General features: G+C 40.4%; 15 protein-coding genes and 6 tRNA genes. 6 read left to right on the top strand and 15 right to left on the bottom strand.

Annotated features, from left to right (window positions below; genetic code table 11):
- Positions 1-87 precede the first annotated feature (87 nt).
- Positions 88-873, top strand: a complete 786-nt coding sequence (locus MMP72_RS09250; RefSeq protein ID WP_241316615.1) for a YdcF family protein — start codon at positions 88-90, stop codon at positions 871-873.
- 53 nt (positions 874-926) lie between these two features.
- Here MMP72_RS09250 and MMP72_RS09255 read toward each other — a convergent pair whose 3' ends face one another.
- The 9 genes from MMP72_RS09255 to MMP72_RS09295 all read right to left on the bottom strand — a co-directional run bounded on the left by MMP72_RS09255 (position 927) and on the right by MMP72_RS09295 (position 3,650).
- Complete coding sequence (locus MMP72_RS09255) at positions 927-1,397, bottom strand: DUF2750 domain-containing protein (RefSeq protein WP_241316617.1); 471 nt, start codon at positions 1,395-1,397, stop codon at positions 927-929.
- 90 nt (positions 1,398-1,487) lie between these two features.
- Positions 1,488-1,563: transfer RNA gene (locus MMP72_RS09260), tRNA-Val, on the bottom strand.
- A 101-nt stretch (positions 1,564-1,664) separates the two neighbouring features.
- Positions 1,665-1,741, bottom strand: a tRNA-Asp gene (locus MMP72_RS09265).
- A gap of 38 nt (positions 1,742-1,779) precedes the next feature.
- Positions 1,780-1,855 (bottom strand) — tRNA-Val (locus MMP72_RS09270).
- A 165-nt stretch (positions 1,856-2,020) separates the two neighbouring features.
- Positions 2,021-2,097 (bottom strand) — tRNA-Asp (locus tag MMP72_RS09275).
- A gap of 44 nt (positions 2,098-2,141) precedes the next feature.
- Positions 2,142-2,218, bottom strand: a tRNA-Asp gene (locus tag MMP72_RS09280).
- Between the two features lie 24 nt (positions 2,219-2,242).
- Positions 2,243-2,318 (bottom strand) — tRNA-Val (locus MMP72_RS09285).
- A 175-nt stretch (positions 2,319-2,493) separates the two neighbouring features.
- Positions 2,494-2,991 carry a cell wall-recycling L,D-carboxypeptidase ElsL gene (gene elsL / locus MMP72_RS09290; protein ID WP_241316619.1) on the bottom strand — a complete coding sequence of 166 codons (498 nt, stop codon included), beginning with the start codon at positions 2,989-2,991 and terminating at the stop codon, positions 2,494-2,496.
- 284 nt (positions 2,992-3,275) lie between these two features.
- The gene (locus tag MMP72_RS09295; RefSeq protein WP_241316621.1) at positions 3,276-3,650 is read right to left on the bottom strand and encodes a YbaN family protein; all 375 of its coding nucleotides are present in this window, start codon (positions 3,648-3,650) and stop codon (positions 3,276-3,278) included.
- A gap of 100 nt (positions 3,651-3,750) precedes the next feature.
- Between MMP72_RS09295 and MMP72_RS09300 the strand changes: the two genes are divergently transcribed.
- From MMP72_RS09300 to dapE, 3 genes are all read left to right on the top strand, one after another.
- Positions 3,751-4,611, top strand: a complete 861-nt coding sequence (locus tag MMP72_RS09300) for a DUF1853 family protein (protein ID WP_241316623.1) — start codon at positions 3,751-3,753, stop codon at positions 4,609-4,611.
- 122 nt (positions 4,612-4,733) lie between these two features.
- Entirely contained in the window at positions 4,734-4,874 is a 141-nt protein-coding gene (locus tag MMP72_RS09305) for an entericidin A/B family lipoprotein (protein ID WP_004669417.1), read from the top strand.
- A 123-nt stretch (positions 4,875-4,997) separates the two neighbouring features.
- Entirely contained in the window at positions 4,998-6,131 is a 1,134-nt protein-coding gene (gene dapE / locus MMP72_RS09310) for a succinyl-diaminopimelate desuccinylase (protein WP_241316625.1), read from the top strand.
- A 63-nt stretch (positions 6,132-6,194) separates the two neighbouring features.
- Here the strand turns inward: dapE and MMP72_RS09315 are convergent, their stop codons facing one another.
- The 6 genes from MMP72_RS09315 to pilG form a co-directional block, all read right to left on the bottom strand.
- The gene (locus MMP72_RS09315; RefSeq protein ID WP_241316627.1) at positions 6,195-6,650 is read right to left on the bottom strand and encodes a hypothetical protein; all 456 of its coding nucleotides are present in this window, start codon (positions 6,648-6,650) and stop codon (positions 6,195-6,197) included.
- A 13-nt stretch (positions 6,651-6,663) separates the two neighbouring features.
- Positions 6,664-11,745 carry an Hpt domain-containing protein gene (locus tag MMP72_RS09320; protein WP_241316629.1) on the bottom strand — a complete coding sequence of 1,694 codons (5,082 nt, stop codon included), beginning with the start codon at positions 11,743-11,745 and terminating at the stop codon, positions 6,664-6,666.
- A gap of 156 nt (positions 11,746-11,901) precedes the next feature.
- Complete coding sequence (locus tag MMP72_RS09325; protein ID WP_241316631.1) at positions 11,902-13,983, bottom strand: methyl-accepting chemotaxis protein; 2,082 nt, start codon at positions 13,981-13,983, stop codon at positions 11,902-11,904.
- 47 nt (positions 13,984-14,030) lie between these two features.
- Positions 14,031-14,567, bottom strand: a complete 537-nt coding sequence (locus MMP72_RS09330) for a chemotaxis protein CheW (protein ID WP_130162175.1) — start codon at positions 14,565-14,567, stop codon at positions 14,031-14,033.
- A gap of 60 nt (positions 14,568-14,627) precedes the next feature.
- Complete coding sequence (locus tag MMP72_RS09335) at positions 14,628-14,990, bottom strand: response regulator (protein WP_004669429.1); 363 nt, start codon at positions 14,988-14,990, stop codon at positions 14,628-14,630.
- 22 nt (positions 14,991-15,012) lie between these two features.
- Positions 15,013-15,396, bottom strand: coding sequence for a twitching motility response regulator PilG (gene pilG, locus MMP72_RS09340; RefSeq protein ID WP_130162174.1), 384 nt, complete (start codon positions 15,394-15,396; stop codon positions 15,013-15,015).
- Positions 15,397-15,675: 279 nt separating this feature from the next.
- Between pilG and MMP72_RS09345 the strand changes: the two genes are divergently transcribed.
- Both MMP72_RS09345 and MMP72_RS09350 read left to right on the top strand, forming a co-directional pair.
- On the top strand, positions 15,676-16,323 hold the full coding sequence (locus tag MMP72_RS09345) for a hypothetical protein (RefSeq protein ID WP_241316633.1): 648 nt from the start codon (positions 15,676-15,678) through the stop codon (positions 16,321-16,323).
- A 213-nt stretch (positions 16,324-16,536) separates the two neighbouring features.
- On the top strand, positions 16,537-18,252 hold the full coding sequence (locus tag MMP72_RS09350; RefSeq protein WP_241316635.1) for a proline--tRNA ligase: 1,716 nt from the start codon (positions 16,537-16,539) through the stop codon (positions 18,250-18,252).
- Positions 18,253-18,361: the final 109 nt, after the last annotated feature.

An 18,361-nucleotide genomic window follows, 5' to 3' on the forward strand; every position in this document is an offset into this window, starting at 1 on the left:
ACTCGTTTTTTTTGATGATTAAAAAAGTTTGCCTTTCAATTCATTTTACATACACTGAGCTGATTCAAATCGACTTCAATTAAGATTATGCAACTCAGTTCATGGCTTCGTATTTTTTTTGCCGTTATTGGTTTTGTGCTATTTCTAGATGGCGCAATATTGATCGCACTTAAAAAGATTCATATTGGAACAGTGCTTCCGCTTTTGCTAGGTCTTTTTTTCTGTAGCTATTCAATCTTCTATTATCATATTGAACGCTTCTTCTTTTACCATTTTCGCCTACATTCCATTTGGCGATTCGGTTGGTTATGCTTTTGGGTCTGGTTCATTAGCTTAGGCTATTTTTTTCATTATCTCGCAAATAACACACCGAAGCTGCAAGACACACCACCTGTCGCTGCAATCATTGTTTTAGGCAGCGGTATTGAAAATGGGCAGCCCTCAGCCACTCTCGCCAAACGCTTAGACCGTGCAGCCCCACTTGCCTTAGCTCAACCAAATGCGAAACTTATTCTCACGGGCGGTATAGATTTTGGTGAAACTGAGAGTGAAGCTTTGGTGATGTCACGTTATATGCAACAGAACTATCAGATTCCAGCATCGCAAATCATATTGGAAGATCAAAGTACCAGTACCGAACTAAACCTGAAAAATAGTCAGCCGCTACTGCAAGCCCAACAGATCACGATTCAACAGCCAATTGCAATTGTCACCAGTGATTTCCATACACTGCGTGCGGCTGCGATTGCAGAAAGACAAGGCTATACACAACTCACGATGCTAGGTTCAACAACACCATTAGCCACACGTTATAATGCATGGCTCAGAGAGTATTTTGCTTATGTCAGTGGTTGGTTACTTGATGAATATTGATTAAAGCTGACTCAGTCTAAGATTAGGGCCTGTGCAATATCGCTAGGCTCTGCTTATTGATGAATTCGAATATCACGAGGTAATGGCAACTTTAACTCCGAAAAAATTTCTGGACGTTGCAAATAAATTTGGTATAAAAAGTTTTTAATATCAAGTAATAATGTATCTGGTGTTACCAATAGATTATTCCCTTCTGGAGTTAAATCTAAAGATAAAATCGTATTATTTTCTCTTAAAAATGGAATCATCTTTTCAATAAAATCCATTAACGACACTTCTTGAATATTATATTGCGCCCAATTATCTTTAATTAATAACTTTGCTAATCCTTTATTCTGCCAAACAGATATCGCATGCTGACCTGATGGCGTAGAACACAAAGCCCAACCATCGTGATATAGCGCAATCACTTGACGTTGCAAAATAATATTTTGAATAAACTGGCGATAAGCGTCTTTAGATGAAGAGTTAGATGTTGTTGTTTGAGATTTTGACGCGGCCTTACGTTGATAAGGATTTCTCATAAATTACTTCAATATTAGAATCATTATTGAGGCTAATCATAAAATAATTTGATATTGATTACAATAATTTGAGTATCTAGAAAGGAGATATGGTGGGCGCTGACGGGATCGAACCGCCGACATTCTGCTTGTAAGGCAGACGCTCTACCAACTGAGCTAAGCGCCCTGAGGAATAAAAATTGATTGAAGATCAATTTTTATGACGCAAGACAAACGCAGTGCGTAGTGTCTTACATTATCACCCTCTTGAACAGGGAATCAAGAGAATGGCGCAGCGGACGGGGCTCGAACCCGCGACCCTCGGCGTGACAGGCCGATATTCTAACCAACTGAACTACCGCTGCATCGCTATACTTCTTAGAGAAGTATATATCACAAACTATGGTGGGCGCTGACGGGATCGAACCGCCGACATTCTGCTTGTAAGGCAGACGCTCTACCAACTGAGCTAAGCGCCCTGAACGAGGTGAACAAATATTCAAATGAAATTTGAATATGCAGTGCAAGAAAGCAATGCCTTGTCCGAGTGCAAGAGAAAAATCTATGATTTTTCTAATTAACTCTCGTTTCAGTGAAGTAGATAAATATTACCTGACTTCCTTCCCAACCTCACAAATTTAAAGTGGCGCAGCGGACGGGGCTCGAACCCGCGACCCTCGGCGTGACAGGCCGATATTCTAACCAACTGAACTACCGCTGCACTATAATTTTGCAATTATGGTTAAAACGATGTTAAAACTTAAGTGGCGCAGCGGACGGGGCTCGAACCCGCGACCCTCGGCGTGACAGGCCGATATTCTAACCAACTGAACTACCGCTGCACTTGAAGTTTTAACGTAAAGGCTTGGTGGGCGCTGACGGGATCGAACCGCCGACATTCTGCTTGTAAGGCAGACGCTCTACCAACTGAGCTAAGCGCCCTTAACGTCTTTATCGTTTGTGAGGTGCATTATAGAGAATCTTCACAGACTGTCAAACGCTTTTGATATACTTTTCAGAAAAAACCGTGTGAGTGATTAAAAAATAAGTAATTCTTTGATAAACGCAGTATTTTCGTATTTTATTTAAACACTTATTGGCATTTTAATATCAAATTTTACAAAGCCTGTTCCGAAATATAAACCAAAGCCTGCTCCGAAATCAGTTCAAAAAGCTCGATAATTTCATCATTCTTCATCCGAATACAACCATGTGACATTGGAATCCCCATCGGCTCTGTCTCTGGCGTACCATGAATATAAATATATCGCTTAAAGGTATCGCAACCCTCACCCTGATTAAACCCAGTTTCTAAGCCATCTAGCCATAAGATCCGAGATAGAATCCAATCTCTTTGTGGAAATTGTTGTGCAAGCTGTTGATCATAAATTTCGCCTGTGGGCTGGCGTGCGATAAAAACTGAGTTTTTTTGAGACTCAGCACCAATTTTTTGTGCAACTCGATGCCACCCTCTTGGGGTCTTTCCACTATTTTCTTGTTCGCCAATACCATTCTTGCCTGAAGAGATCACATAGAATTTATTATGTTTTGGCAAATGTAAGGTTTGTTTTGCTAAATCAATGACGATGTCTGCCTGATCTAGGGTATAGCTCATTTTTATCTCGATAGATGATAGAACAACTGTATTTCAACATAAAAAAACGGTTATTTCTGTAGTTTTGATTTGTAGTAGAAGATGATCATCAATTTTTCATTAATCGCGACTTGAGTAATTAATTCGCTACTCGGGCATATGAGGAATATATTCCGCAAGGTCTTGCGCTGCTAAAAAGCGTTGCTTTGCTTAACTCGCCACTCAGGCCTAGCCTTCGTCTTCTTGCGGAGCTTCAATCGCTCCTCAGGGCAAAGCGTTGCTTTCTTGCACTGCATATTCAAATTTCATTTGAATATTTGTTCACCTCGCTCAGGACGTAGCCACAGCCAAACAGCAACAATAAACATGGTGACATTGGTAAAAACTTTGACTAAAAATGGTGCGTTGGTAAAGAGCATGATGATACCACTAATCAACATCATAATACTGGCAAGCCATTTTGCCTTCCGCGGCACAGTGCCATTTTCACGCCAGTTACGCAATGTTGGTCCATATTTAGGATGATTCAGTAACCATGCATCCATTTGTGGCCAACCTTTCGATGCTGCCCACGCTGCAATAATCAGAAATACAGTCGTTGGCATCCCCGGTAGAATCGCACCAATTATCCCTAAGGTAATAAAAATGATGACTAAACTACGCCAAAACAATATTTTCATTTCGTAATTAACCAACGCGTCAAAACAACCGTGCTAGTATAAAGTGTTTTCATTGTCGTTTCTTAAACTTAGCGTATTATTTCCATGAATGAGTTGCTTCATGCTTAAAACAATGACCACCCCCACTTTTTTTGAACCGTGGTTACAGTTTAAGCAGCCTATTGTGCGGCAGTTAGCTTTTGCCATTGCCAGTCCCAATATTTTGGCTCAAATCCCAAATGAACTAAACCTAAAGAATAAATTCAGCATTCACGATGACCACACTTGGCAAAGGTTGTACCGCCAATATGAACCACGCTTACAACAACTTGATCAACAACCACAACCTTTAATTGATTTTCTCGCACGCCTTAAAAGCACTCGTTTAGGATTACGTTTCGAAAACCTATTGTGGTTTTGGCTACAAGATGAGGATTATCACCCTTACCAGCTCATCGGACACAGCATTCAAAAAATTGCGGGTGCTGTGACTTTAGGTGAACTCGATTTCGTTTTACTTAATAAACAAACTCAGGAAATTGAGCATTGGGAAGTCGCACTCAAATATTATCTGGGTGAATCTGAATTAAACTTATCACAATGGTTCGGGCTGAACAGAGAAGATACTTTACATCGAAAATTAAAACACTTTACCGAGCGCCAATTTCAGTTTTCAGAAGCAAATAATATTAAAATCCAGCGTAAATTTGCAGTAATGAAAGGACAGCTTTATTTGCCTCGTCCACAAGATGAATTAGCACTACCACAATGGGTCAATGCTTCTCGACGTTTGGGACAATGGGGGACGCGTATTCCACCTTCCTCTTATTATCGTTTACAACGTCAAGAATGGCTTTGTCCAAACCAATCTGCATCCTCATTAACCGCGGATTGGTGGAGCAATGGTCTGTACTACAATACGACAACCGAACCATTATTCTATATGTTTCGTCAGCCCTCTCTCTTATTCCAGCGACTCTGATTTACTTATATTTAATAACGTAACACTTCATAACACTTCTACCATCAAACAATTATGTTCATTTTCATCCAATTTGTTTAGCCTCTTACATACACCATAATTAAATTGAGTCGGAGACAAGCATGAAAAAAATCTTAGTTGCGTCTATCATGGCCACTTTTGTTTTAACTGGCTGTAATACCTTCAAAGGTTTCGGTAAAGATGTATCTAAAGCTGGAGAAAAAGTAACGCAATCTGCTGAAAAAACCCAAGATAAAATGTAATTTTTGAAAAAAATAGACGATAAAACCTTATCTTTAAACAGATAAGGTTTTTTTACATACCGTTCTTGGCAATATTCCCCTATTATATCGGTTCAAATTTCACCAGATTTATCTACATCTCGCATGAACCATTCCGATACGCTTGAACTTAGCTTACAACTCCTCCGCCAACCATCTGTTACTCCTGTTGACCATAATTGCCAGAATATCATGGCTGAGCGATTGGCAAAGATTGGTTTTAATATCGAAAACTTACGTTTTGAAGATGTTGATAACTTATGGGCTCGTCGTGGTACGGAAAATCCAGTTTTTTGTTTTGCGGGACATACCGATGTTGTTCCTACTGGACAATTAGATGCATGGAATTCAGATCCATTTTTACCAACGATCCGTGATGGTAAATTATATGGTCGTGGTAGTGCTGATATGAAAACAGCTTTAGCCGCGATGGTTGTCGCCTCTGAGCGTTTTGTCACCAAGCATCCGAATCATAAAGGTTCTATTGCCTTTTTGATTACCTCGGATGAGGAAGGTCCATCGATTAACGGCACAGTTAAAGTTGTGGAAACCCTAGAAGCACGTCAAGAAAAGATGACTTGGTGTTTGGTTGGTGAACCATCTAGTACCCATCAACTGGGTGATGTTGTAAAAAATGGGCGTCGCGGCTCATTAAATGCTGTTTTAACCGTTCACGGTAAGCAAGGCCATGTTGCCTACCCTCACCTTGCAGAGAACCCAATTCACTCTGCTTCTAAGGCACTAAATGAGTTATGTGAAACAGTTTGGGACAATGGCAACGAATATTTCCCAGCGACATCTTTCCAAATATCAAATATTCAAGCAGGTACAGGCGCAACCAATGTCATTCCAGGATCATTGAAAGTGACGTTTAACTTCCGTTACTCAACAGAAGTGACTGCTGAAATTCTTCAACAACGTGTTCTCGATATATTAGATAAGCACCAATTAAATTACAGCATTGATTGGACCTTTTCAGGCTTACCCTTCTTGACACCAGTAGGCGAATTAGTCAATGCGGCAAAAGTAGCCATTAAAAATGTGACTGGTGTAGAAACGAAACTTTCAACCAGTGGTGGAACGTCTGATGGACGCTTTATCGCCCCAACGGGCGCTCAAGTATTAGAGCTAGGTGTTTTGAATGCAACGATTCATCAAATTAATGAGCATGTAAACGTTGCTGAGCTTGAGCCTTTGGCAGAGATCTATGAGCAGATTCTAGAACAACTGCTTGCATAGCAATTAACCTGTAAAAAAAGAAGGAACTCAAGCATCTAAATTGAGTTCCTTCTTTTTATGTTTTTATAAACCCAATTGGGTTTGTATATTCTGTAAATGGGGAACATAAAAAGTATTGCCCCCAATTTTCACATACTTAAAGACCTTGTCATCGTCAATTTCACCTTCATCATCAACGATCTCTGAGATACGTAAACGGATTGATGAGGGCATTTCATTACAGATCAAAGCAAAGCGCTCTGAAACATCATCGCCCTCAACCACCAATGCGACACCCTGTTTCTGCGTCGGATCATTGACGGCATAAATCGGTAGTTTTAAATCATGCCATTCAATGTGATCAACCTGCGTCTGTGTATCCATTGCCGATAACACAATATTTTGCGGTAACAGCATTGGAACTTTTTGATGGCATTCAATAATATATGCGTCAATAAATCCAGTTGAAACCGTAATTAAATGCTGCAACTCTTGCTGATCAATTTGACCCAGTGCAGAGTTTGCGCCTTTCTTCACCATTATTATTCACTCCTCAGCGCGCAACAAGTAAACTATCTATATTTTCCAAAAGTGTTTCCTCTTGGAATGGTTTACCCATGTATTGGTTTACACCTAACGATAAAGCACGTTCACGGTGTTTCTCACCCGTACGGGATGTAATCATAATGATCGGTAGATCTCGATGGATTTCATGATGTCGAACAAGATTCGTGACTTCGAAACCATCCATTCTAGGCATTTCGATATCCAGTAACATCAAATCAGGTTTAATCGTTTCCAATTGCTCTATCGCATCGACACCATCTTTCGCAGTAACAACATCATAACCCTGACGTTCTAACAAGCGTGATGTGACCTTACGTACAGTCACCGAGTCATCAACAATCATAATCAAACGACGTTCGTCATAACGTTGCTTGGTATAAGTTTCATCTGCCTGCTTGGCACGCGGTGTTGACTGGGCTTGACGAGCAATATTTTGACCATCCAAAATCAAGCAGACCTGACCATCACCGAGAATTGTTGCACCAGCAATCACACCAATACTTGAGAATTGTTGCCCAATAGGTTTTACAACAATTTGACCTCGCGAACCAATCAACTGATCGATCAGTAATGCTGTCGTTTGACCTTGTGCACCTTTAATCAATAGTACAGGTAGCGAATGAACAATACCGCTTAAGCGGGGAATCGGTTGCCCTGCCACGAATTCAGATAAATAGCGTAAACGATAGCGTTCTTGATCAATATTAAAGTAATCTTCTTGACTCTCGAAGTATTGTTCTAAAGCCATTGGCGAAATACGTACAATACGATCAATCTGTGCAAGCGGGAAGGCAAATTGTTGGTCGCCAGCTTTTACCATCAAGGCATCGCTGACCGCCACTGTGGTCGGTACTCGAATGGTAAAGGTCGTGCCTTTACCAAAAACAGAGCCAACACTGACATGACCACCCAAAGCTTTAATATCACTTTGTACCACGTCTAAACCAACACCACGCCCAGAAATCTGCGTGACTTGCGCCGCAGTACTAAAACCAGGATGGAAGATAAATTGTAAAATCTCATCTTGATCAAGTTTTTGTTCTTTGGTCATCAGACCTGTTTGAATGGCCTTGTCTTTAATGCGATTTACATCAATCCCTTTACCATCATCACTAAAAGAAACAACAACATCTGTGCCTTGACGACCGATATTTAAAACAATGTGTCCTGTTTCAGGCTTTTTCGCGTGTAAGCGTTGCTCACGGTCTTCGATACCATGATCAATCGCATTTCGTAACATATGTTCAAATGGTGAAACCAGACGTTCCAAAATACTACGGTCTAATTCACCTTCGGTATTGTTCACAACCAATTCAGTTGGTCGATTTAAAGTCGATGCTGTCTGACGGACGATCCGTTGTAAACGTGGCAAGAGACGCGAAAACGGAACCAAACGAGTGCGCATCAAACTCTCTTGAATTTCCGCCTGAATACGAGACTGTTGTAACAATAAACCTTCCGTATCACGAATCTTCTCCGAGAGTGTCGTTTTAAAGTCAACCAAGTCAGATGCTGACTCTGCGAGAGATTTTGACAACTGATTTAAAGATGAATATTGATCCATCTCTAATGGATCAAAATCAGCATACCGAGCATCTTCACCGCCATGTCGGGCAATAATTTGACTTTCTAATTCACCTTCCATTCGACGTAATTGATCCGCCAAACGCTTAATTGCAAGTTCCATTTCCGTCAGCGTACCGCCCAACTGACCTAAATCCATCTCAATACGCGAACGGTTAATCGCATTTTCTCCTGATAAATCAATCATCTTCTCGATGACATCAGCAGAAACACGAATCATTTCATTGTTTTGTTCTACACGCTCAGTTGTTTCCCATTCACCTTGCATTGATGGTGGCTCAGTACCATCCCCCTGAACAAACTCCATCGTGTATTCAGACGTAAAAATATCCCTTGCAGAAAGTTTTTGTGGTAGTTGTGCTGAAACGTCAACAAACTCCATTTTTTCTAAATTATGTTTTAAACCATCAAAATTGGCATATTGGCGCTTAAAGATAGCATCATTGAGCCACGCAAGGGCTGTATTGAGTAAATTGTCGTATACATTTGAGTTAAAGTGATGCACACCAAATTGTTCAAAAGCATTTTCCAAATGATAGGAAATGACGGCGACTGCATCCAGTTCAGCCATCCGCGCGCCACCTTTTAAACTATGGGCATTACGTTGTAGCTGTAATAACAAACTACGATTACTACGTTGATCAAACCATTGTTTTAATAGATGTTGGGCCTGTTCCAGCAACTCCTCTGCTTCTTCGAGGAAAGTCTGTTCTACTAGTGAACGTACATCATCATCTTCAGTCGTTTCTTCAACCAACGCGACAGTTTGATCAGATAACTCATCCTCAACAACAACATCTGTCTCAACAAGACTTAATTCTTCAGTTATGAACGAACTGTCATCTGTCACAGGCTGCTGCTCAATCGTCTCAAATGAGTCAGTCAAAATTTCGATGTCACTGTCTTCAACCTCATCGATTGATTCAACAGTATCTACATCTACGCTTGGCGTATCACCAAGGTCGCCCGCAGATTGCTCTGCTTGCTGGAGTAACTGCACAACATGAGTGGATGGGTAGTCGACTTGTTGATCTCGAATCGTTTGAATACGATCTGAAATATCATCTTGTACCAAACGGATTAATGCAATGAGCTGAGGCGTTGCTTGGAGTTGTTGATTAATCAGTTTTTCATAAATCGTTTCTAATTCATGCGCAATCAAACCAATGTAAGGGGCTTGAATCATATTTGCACCACCTTTCAAAGTGTGCAAATAGCGCATCAAATTTTTCAGTGCATTTAGATTCTGATGATCAGCAGTCCACGTATTTAAATCAGCGTCTATCCCAACCAATAACTCATCAGCTTCTTCTAGGAAGATATCCAACAAATCAGGGTCAAAATTTCGATTGGACGCTGCTGATTGTAATTGTTGTTTATCCAATACCAATTGAGCCGCGAGATCGGTTACATCAACCGCGATCTGTGTCGGTGCAGTTTGAACAGCAACATCTACAGCAGACACTGTTGTCTCTTCATACCTGTTTTCAGCAACAACTTGCGTGACCACCTGTTCAGCATCAACTGTTGCTGTCGACGCACTTAACTGTACTAAAGCACTTACAACATGGGTTGAAGGGTAATCAGCTTGCTGATCTCGAATCGTTTGAATGCGATCTGAAATATCATCTTGAACTGAGCGAATAATAGCAACCAACGCTGGTGTTGCTTGGAGCTGTTGATTAATCAGTTTTTCATAAATCGTTTCTAACTCATGCGCAATCAGTCCAATATGAGGCGCCTGAATCATATTTGCACCACCTTTCAAGGTGTGCAAATAGCGCATCAGATTTTTTAACGCATTTACATTTTGGCCGTCTGCTGCCCAAGTATTTAGATCTGTATCAATCCCAGCTAATAACTCATCAGCTTCTTCGAGGAAGATATCCAACAAATCAGGATCAAAATCTCGATTTGCTTCGGCTGATTGTAATTGCTGCTTGTCTAAAGCGAATTGAGCCGTTAAATCTGTTGCTTCGACCAACGTAGGCGCATTGTTATCTTCAGTTGAGTCTACTGGTGTTGATTCTGTGCTTATGTCAATTGTCAATTGATCTAGCGACTCTACATTCTGTTGCGTAAATGAGCTGAGCTCATTTAAAACACGTTCATGCGCTTTGGTTAACGTAACACGTTGCCCCGCTGCCAAAGTATCAAACAACTGAGTAAATTGTTGATGTACTTGGTGATATAACTCAAATGCATAATCCAGATGAAGTAAGCTTGGCTTGAAAATCAGATCTTGATAGCTGGAACGCAACAAACTTGTATATTGATACATCCCAATCGTCGCGTGATGGTGGGTATGTTGCAACAATATTTCGGCCTGTTGGCTGAGCTGCTGTATATACTGAGGAAATTCTGTGCGTGCTCGCGCCTCAAAGTCAGACTCCACATCGAGTAGATCATGGATATTGAGTTCCAATAGCTGAGAAACTAAACCTTGTGGTCGTACCGAACCATTATGTTGTTCTTCTAACTGGAAGTCATAGCTGCTCCATGCAGCATTGAATGTGGTATAAATTTCATCAGATTTTTGCTGGACATCTTGTTGTCTTAAACTATGCAAATAATCACGAACAAATTGGGCATAATGCGTTAATAATGCGGTTTCATTTGAACTTGAATCTAGCTCATCTTGTAATAATGTTTTAAATAGATTTTCAACTTTCGAGCTTGCTTCAAAGATATGATCCACATGCGCCATCGCAGAGCTACCACGAAGCGTATGCAAAGCTCGAATCAAGGTGTTGTATTGCTCATTGGTTTGACGATCATCCTGTAAAAAATGATCAATGGTCGCCAGATGCTCTTCTGCTTCCTCCAAGAAAATTGCTAATGTCTCTTTGGCAAACATTTCATCTTCGGCTAATTCTGTTTCAGCTTTAGTTAAGACAAACTCAATATTTAGCTCTTGCTGCTCTAGCGCTATTCGGTTGTTATCGACTAAATCATCAACCAACTCAAGTCCAGTCAGATCATTATCATGCTTTAAATGATGTGCAAGATTCAATAACTCTGCCAATGCTGGCTCAAGACTTGTCTGTTGTTGCAATTTCTGACCCAATAAAACCAGTGGTCTTAAGTCAATATGATGCTCTCGCACCGCTTTAAAGTCATGGATAAGCTTAAAGCGATACACATTAAAAATGGCTTGCACATAACGTTGGATTTCCGTATCTAATGGAATCGTTCCAGCTAAGACACGATTGAGTAGGTCTTCAACCGTCCAGCCTAACTCCCCAGAAGATTTTGCCCCGACCATTCTTCCAGAACCTTTTAGCGTATGGAAATGTCGACGAATATCTGTGAGCACATTCTGTTGACTCGACTGTTCAATCCATTGAACTAATAATGGTTCTAACTCAACAAAGATCTCATCTAATTCTTCAATAAAAATTTCAAGAATTTCTGCATCTTGTTCAAGATAACTGTCTTCAGGAAGCATCATCGTTTCAACCAACGTTTTTAATATTTGTTTCATAGCGGCTTCTTTCGTTTTTATCCACCAATTGTGGCTAAAAAATACGTGTATCTATCACACAAGATGTAGTTCCATCTTTCTATCACCTTGTTGAGATATCCTACATCTCTAAAAAAATGGAAAGACAGACACCCCCATCTGTCTTTCCAATCTGGCTTAATCAGGCAACTTAAAGTCAGTTACCGATTCACGTAATGATTCAGCCATGTTTGCCAATTCAGAAACTGAACGCGCTGTATCAAACGTTGCTGTTGTTGTTTGTGACGTAATTTCCTGTACAACATTCATCGTTGTCGCAATATGGCTTGCTGAAGCAGACTGAAGCTTCGCAGCATCAGAAATGCTCGCAATCAGTTTCGCCAAATCACCAGATACGGTTTGAATCTCATCCAGTGCAATCCCTGCATCTTTGGCTAAGTTCGCACCACGCACAACCTCAGAAGTGGTTTGTTCCATTGAAATCACGGCTTCATTGGTATCTGTTTGAATGGTTTTTACTAAGCTTTCAATCTGCTTGGTTGCTGATGCAGAACGTTCTGCAAGACGTTGTACCTCATCTGCTACAACGGCGAAACCACGACCTGCTTCTCCTGCCATCGATGCTTGAATTGCAGCATTCAATGCCAAAATGTTGGTTTGATCGGCAATATCATTAATCAACGAGACGATGTTACCGATCTCCTGAGATGATTCACCCAAACGTTTAATACGTTTTGAGGTTTCCTGAATCTGCTCACGGATATGATCCATACCTTGAATCGAACGGTTTACAACATGTGCACCATTGGTAGCAATTTTTACCGAACGGTGTGCAACCTCAGCTGATTCAGATGCATTGGCAGATACTTGGTCAATCGACAAAGCCATTTCGTTCATCGCGGCTGAAGCACCTGCAATTTCTTGTGCTTGATGTTCAGACGCTTCTGCGAGTTGGTTGGTAATATTCTGCGTATTCTGCGTATATCGTGCTACTTCTTGTGAAGTATCTGTAATTCGAGATACAAGGTCGCGTAACTGATCGATCGCAAAGTTAATCGAGTCCGCAATTGCCCCTGTAAAGTCTTCAGATACCGTCGCATATGAGCGTAAGTCACCGTCCGCCAAGTCGGCAATTTCATCAAGTAAACGTAAAATCGCATTTTGGTTACGGTCATACTCATCTTGTAAGCGCGTCACACGTTCTTTATCGGTATTGCTACGCAAAGCAAGTAGCTGTAATGCAGAGAAAACCAAGACACCTAAAGCTAAAATTAAAGCAATACCTGCAAGTACATTGCCCCAACCACTTTCAGCTTTATCCGATAAAGTATTTAGGGATGAAAGGAGTGAATCCGATTGAGTGAAAATTTCAGAAGATGCTTGACGTACATGCACAATCTGATTGGCATTTTTCAAGACCGTATCGGCAGCTAATCTTAAAACTGAATCATAGTCTGATTTGATGCTATCAACTGACTCACGTAAATCAGAAGAACCTATACGATCCACACCAAGTTCAGAGCTACCATTTAATTGCGCATTTAAATAAATACCAAAGGTATCAATATCTGCACCAAAGTCATTGGCAGAAGCATTTGAGTTATCTGTACCCACTAACACGGAGTTAATTGAACGTAAAATACGCTCTGCAATGAACACTTGGTTTTTAGTGATAATTACCTGACTACTTGGCATGTTTTCACGAACCATTTGGTCAACCATCAGGTTATATTCAGCCTGAATCTCAGGAATCGTTTCACTGATTGAAATATTGGTTTCATATAATTGATTAATGACTTCTTCTTGAGACACAATCAAATCAATATGCTTTGCGACATTACCCCAAAGCGCATCAACTTTTTTATATTCATCTGCATTGGTATTATAACGATTACCTACAATTTCAAGATTCTCAGCAAATCGCTTTTCAGACTCAACTAGACTCTTCATTGATTCTGATGTACCCGATGCGGTTGCCTCAGTTGCTTGACGCGAAATCATCTGCGACAACAAGCGTAACTCACCTAAACTTCGAGTCAACTGATTAGAGCGCGGCAGACTCACGAATAAATAGATTAAGAGGATAACTGCAAGGACCAAAGCAATTAAGGAACGATAGATAATTGGTTTTGATTTCTCAGTCTCACCAAATAAACGAGAAAACTGATCCACTTGAGTCCGAATTTTTTCTACAAAAGTTCCGCCCCGTTTCAATCCCGCACTATCACTACCATTCTTCTTTTTAAGTTTAAAGCCCATACCAGCTTCTCCCCGAAATACCTGTTAATTTTCCACAGCGTATTAAATTAGTTTATAAACTTTATTGATGCATTCATGTACTGTGGATTTTTTAATAATCGACTCAGTAAGAACACATGCCATTGCTGATTATGTTGGTGGAAATACCCCTGACAATAGTCTTTTAATTTATTGTCTAGCTCATTCGTTTGAGAGAAAAAACTCTTTTTATTGAAGTGCTGAATTCCCAAGACCTGATCTACAACCAACCCCACATAATGGTCTTGATGACTAATACAAATCACTTTTTGCATTGGGGAGAATTGACTTCGTTGACCAGAAATAAAATGAGTTAAATCAGAAACTGAAAGCAATCGTCCGCGGATATTTGCTAGGCCACGCACCCATGCCTGAGTATTTGGTACTGGCGTATATTTCGGAGGATAAATCACCTCAGAAATTTCCCCCAATGGTGCAACAAAATATTGCCCCAACATTTCAAATGCGATACCAGACCAACGACTGACTTCATTTTGACTTGAAGTATATTGTTTATTGCCTCGCTTGGATAAGCGAAGCAACTCGATAAATCCATTTGCTGCCATACTCTATCCCATATTGAGTCATGAAAAGCGGAGTAATGCGAAGACCTATATTGAGTAAAATTAACTTAATAATTCTTTGATTACATCAATAAGTTGTTGTTCATCAACAGGCTTCGTCAAATAGTCGCTTGCACCTTGGCGTTTCCCCCAAACTCGATCGGTCGCTTGATCTTTGGTGCTGACAATCACAACAGGAATATGCTGGGTTTCTTTAGCTTTACTGATTTGACGTGTCGCCTGAAAACCATTCATCCCTGGCATTACAACATCCATAAGCACTAAGTCAGGCAATTCTGCCTGTGCCATAGTGACGCCATCCGCCCCATTGGTCGCTTCCAAGACGTCATAACCGTGCTTCGTTAAAATTTCTCTAAAGCGAAATGTTTCAGTAGGTGAATCATCTACAATAAGTATACGAGCCATTTTATCCTCAATTTTTTAAATTTTATGCGCTAACGTGGTTACGGATCGCACTTAACAGCTCATCCTTACTAAACGGCTTAGTCAAATATTCGTCGGACCCCACAACACGCCCTTTAGCCTGATCAAACAAACCATCTTTGCTTGATAACATAATCACTGGAATATTCTGATAACTGAGAGAGTTTTTAATCAATGCACAGGTTTGATAACCGTCTAAACGAGGCATCATAATATCAACAAAAACGATATCGGGATTGGCTTCAGCAATTTTTGATAATGCCTCAAAACCATCAACCGCAGTAATTACCTCACAACCTTCCCGTTGCAATAAGGTCTCAGCTGTACGACGAATTGTTTTTGAATCGTCAATCACCATCACCTTTAAGTTTTGAAATTTATCTTCCATTTAATTGTTCCGCCCCATTCACTCAATAACACACTATATGGTTGGTTTAATTTATTTTATACAGTTTGATATTTTTAACATATCTTTACTTGCATTATCAATGAAGTTTTTTGAACCGATCTATCAGTTTTTCAAGACAATCTCTATTGGCTCACACTTTTAATTAAATTCATATTTTTTTTGCACGCTGACTATTTTTAATTGTATAAATAAGCACTAATATACAAGTGATTATTATTTAAAAATAAGTGATTTAGTTGACTTTTTACGGGAGATGTAATGACTGATTCGTTAAAGTGCGGTTTCCGCGTTAGACACTTTAAAACGATTGCACGCATTTACATTTGCTCATTTTTTTTATTGTTCTCCCCTTACGCTTCATCTTTCGCAGCGACCGACCAAGCAAAGGCAGCCTGGTATCGCTATTATGATAAAAATGGGATTGCTAATGTCAGCACATCGGTGACTCCTGATCATATCCGTTACGGTTACGAAGCGCTTGATCGTAATATGCAAGTCATTAAACGCAATCGACCTTACAATGCGCTGGCAGATGCACAACAATCTACACAACGAGAATCTCTTGCACGTCAACGTGAGCAAGATTTGCGACTGAAACGTGCTTATGGAAGCACTCAAATTGCCACGGTGAAAAGAGATCAAATTTTAGCAAATCTCAAAAAACAGCTCAGCTATCAACAAGAGCAATTACAACAATTACAAACGGATAAGATCAGATTTAAGCGGCAAGAAATGGAATTTCACCGTAAAGGACAAACGATTCCAGCCCAGCTAAAAAGCAATCTTGCCAACAATACCCAAAATATTGAGAACGTCAAAAAAACTGTTGAGAATCTACGTAATGCCTATCACAAAACCGAAACTGAATATACCGATATCATTCAACGCTTAAAAAAACTTGAATAAAATCAAAATAAAAAAGCACAGGTGCAATATCACACATCAAGTAGACCGCTTTCTAACTGTTATATTTCTTCAATAGTTAGCCCCGCTACAATACTTTATAATGCGCCAAATTGAATGATTCATGTCATAATGCCAAACGGTTGATAAAGTGGGCGTATTATTTTGCCCATTCTTATCGCTTTTTTAATAACACTTAACTTTAGGACAGTTTCCATGCGCGCAAGCCGCTTTTTATTTGCAACGTTAAGAGAAACCCCAAATGATGCTGAAGTCATTTCACACCAGCTCATGTTACGTGCGGGGATGATTCGTAAATTAGCTTCTGGTTTATACTCTTGGTTGCCCATGGGAACGCGTGTACTAAAGAAAGTCGATGCGATTGTTCGTGAAGAAATGAATCGTTCAGGCGCATTAGAAGTTTATATGCCTGTGACGCAACCTGCCGCACTTTGGGAAGAATCTGGTCGTTTTGAACAATACGGCCCAGAATTATTACGCTTTAAAGATCGCCATAACAATGATTTTGTTTTAGGTCCAACGCATGAAGAAGTGATTACTGATTTAGCGCGTAACGAATTAAAAAGTTATAAACAACTGCCGTTGAATTTTTATCAAATTCAAACCAAATTCCGTGATGAAATTCGCCCACGTTTCGGTGTGATGCGTTCACGTGAATTCATCATGAAAGATGCCTATTCGTTCCATGCGAATCAAGCATCTTTACAAGAAACATATGATGTCATGTATGATACTTATAGTCGTATCTTCACTCGTCTTGGTTTAGATTTCCGTCCAGTGCAAGCGGATACAGGTTCGATTGGTGGCTCAGCATCACATGAATTCCATGTACTTGCAGCCAGTGGTGAAGACGATATTGCATTCTCAACTGAATCAGACTATGCGGCAAACGTAGAAATGGCCGAAGCTGTTTTAGTTGGTGAACGTGCGCCTGCTACACAAGCTTTTGGACTGGTCGATACACCAAATCAAAAAACCATCGCCGATGTGTGTGCGTTTTTAAATGCTGATGCAAAACAATCTGTAAAAGCATTACTTGTGCAAGGGATTACCGATGAGAAAGGCAATACGCCTGTTGTTGCCCTGTTCTTACGCGGTGACCATGAACTGAATGATATTAAAGCTGAAAAGCATCCGCTCATTGCCACACCTTTGACTTTTGCAACAGATGAACAGTTACAACAAAACGGTTTGACGGCTGGTTTCTGTGGACCACAAGGTTTAGTTGAAAAAGGCTTCACCGTGATTGTGGATCGTGCTGCATCAGTACTGGCTGACTTTGTGGCTGGTGCAAATGAGGTCGATAAACATGCCACTGGCGTGAACTGGGACCGTGATGCAAAATTCACTGAAGTTTTTGACTTACGTAATGTCGTAGAAGGCGATCCATCTCCAGATGGTAAAGGTACATTACAAATCAAACGTGGTATTGAAGTTGGTCATATTTTCCAGTTGGGTACAAAGTATTCAGAAGCTTTGGGCTGTAAAGTGCTTGGTGAAGATGGCAAACCATTTACCGTCACCATGGGTTGTTATGGTATCGGTGTTACACGTGTTATTGCCGCTGCCATCGAACAGAACTTCGATGACAAAGGCATTATCTGGCCTCAAGCGATTGCACCTTTTGACGTTGCAATTGTGCCAATGAATGCACATAAATCGCCACGTACACTCGAAGCGGCTGAAACACTTTATGCTGAGTTACTAGCACAAGGTTATGACGTACTCCTTGATGATCGTAATGAACGTCCAGGGGTTAAATTCTCTGATCTAGAGTTAATGGGTATTCCTCATCGTATCGTGATTGGTGAAAAAGGCTTGGATGCGGGTACGTTCGAGTACAAAGGGCGTCGTGATGCAGAAGCAAGCAACCTCAACAAAGAAGAATTATTAGCAAAACTTGTTCGCTAATCTATATTCAAGACGAGGGTGTAAATAAACCTGTGTAAATGCTTAAATTATCCCCAACACTGTTGGGGTCAACAAGGTGTTTACCATGAAAGATGAAACAATGTTGGCA

Source organism: Acinetobacter sp. NIPH 2699 (assembly GCF_022549355.1).
GTDB lineage: Bacteria > Pseudomonadota > Gammaproteobacteria > Pseudomonadales > Moraxellaceae > Acinetobacter.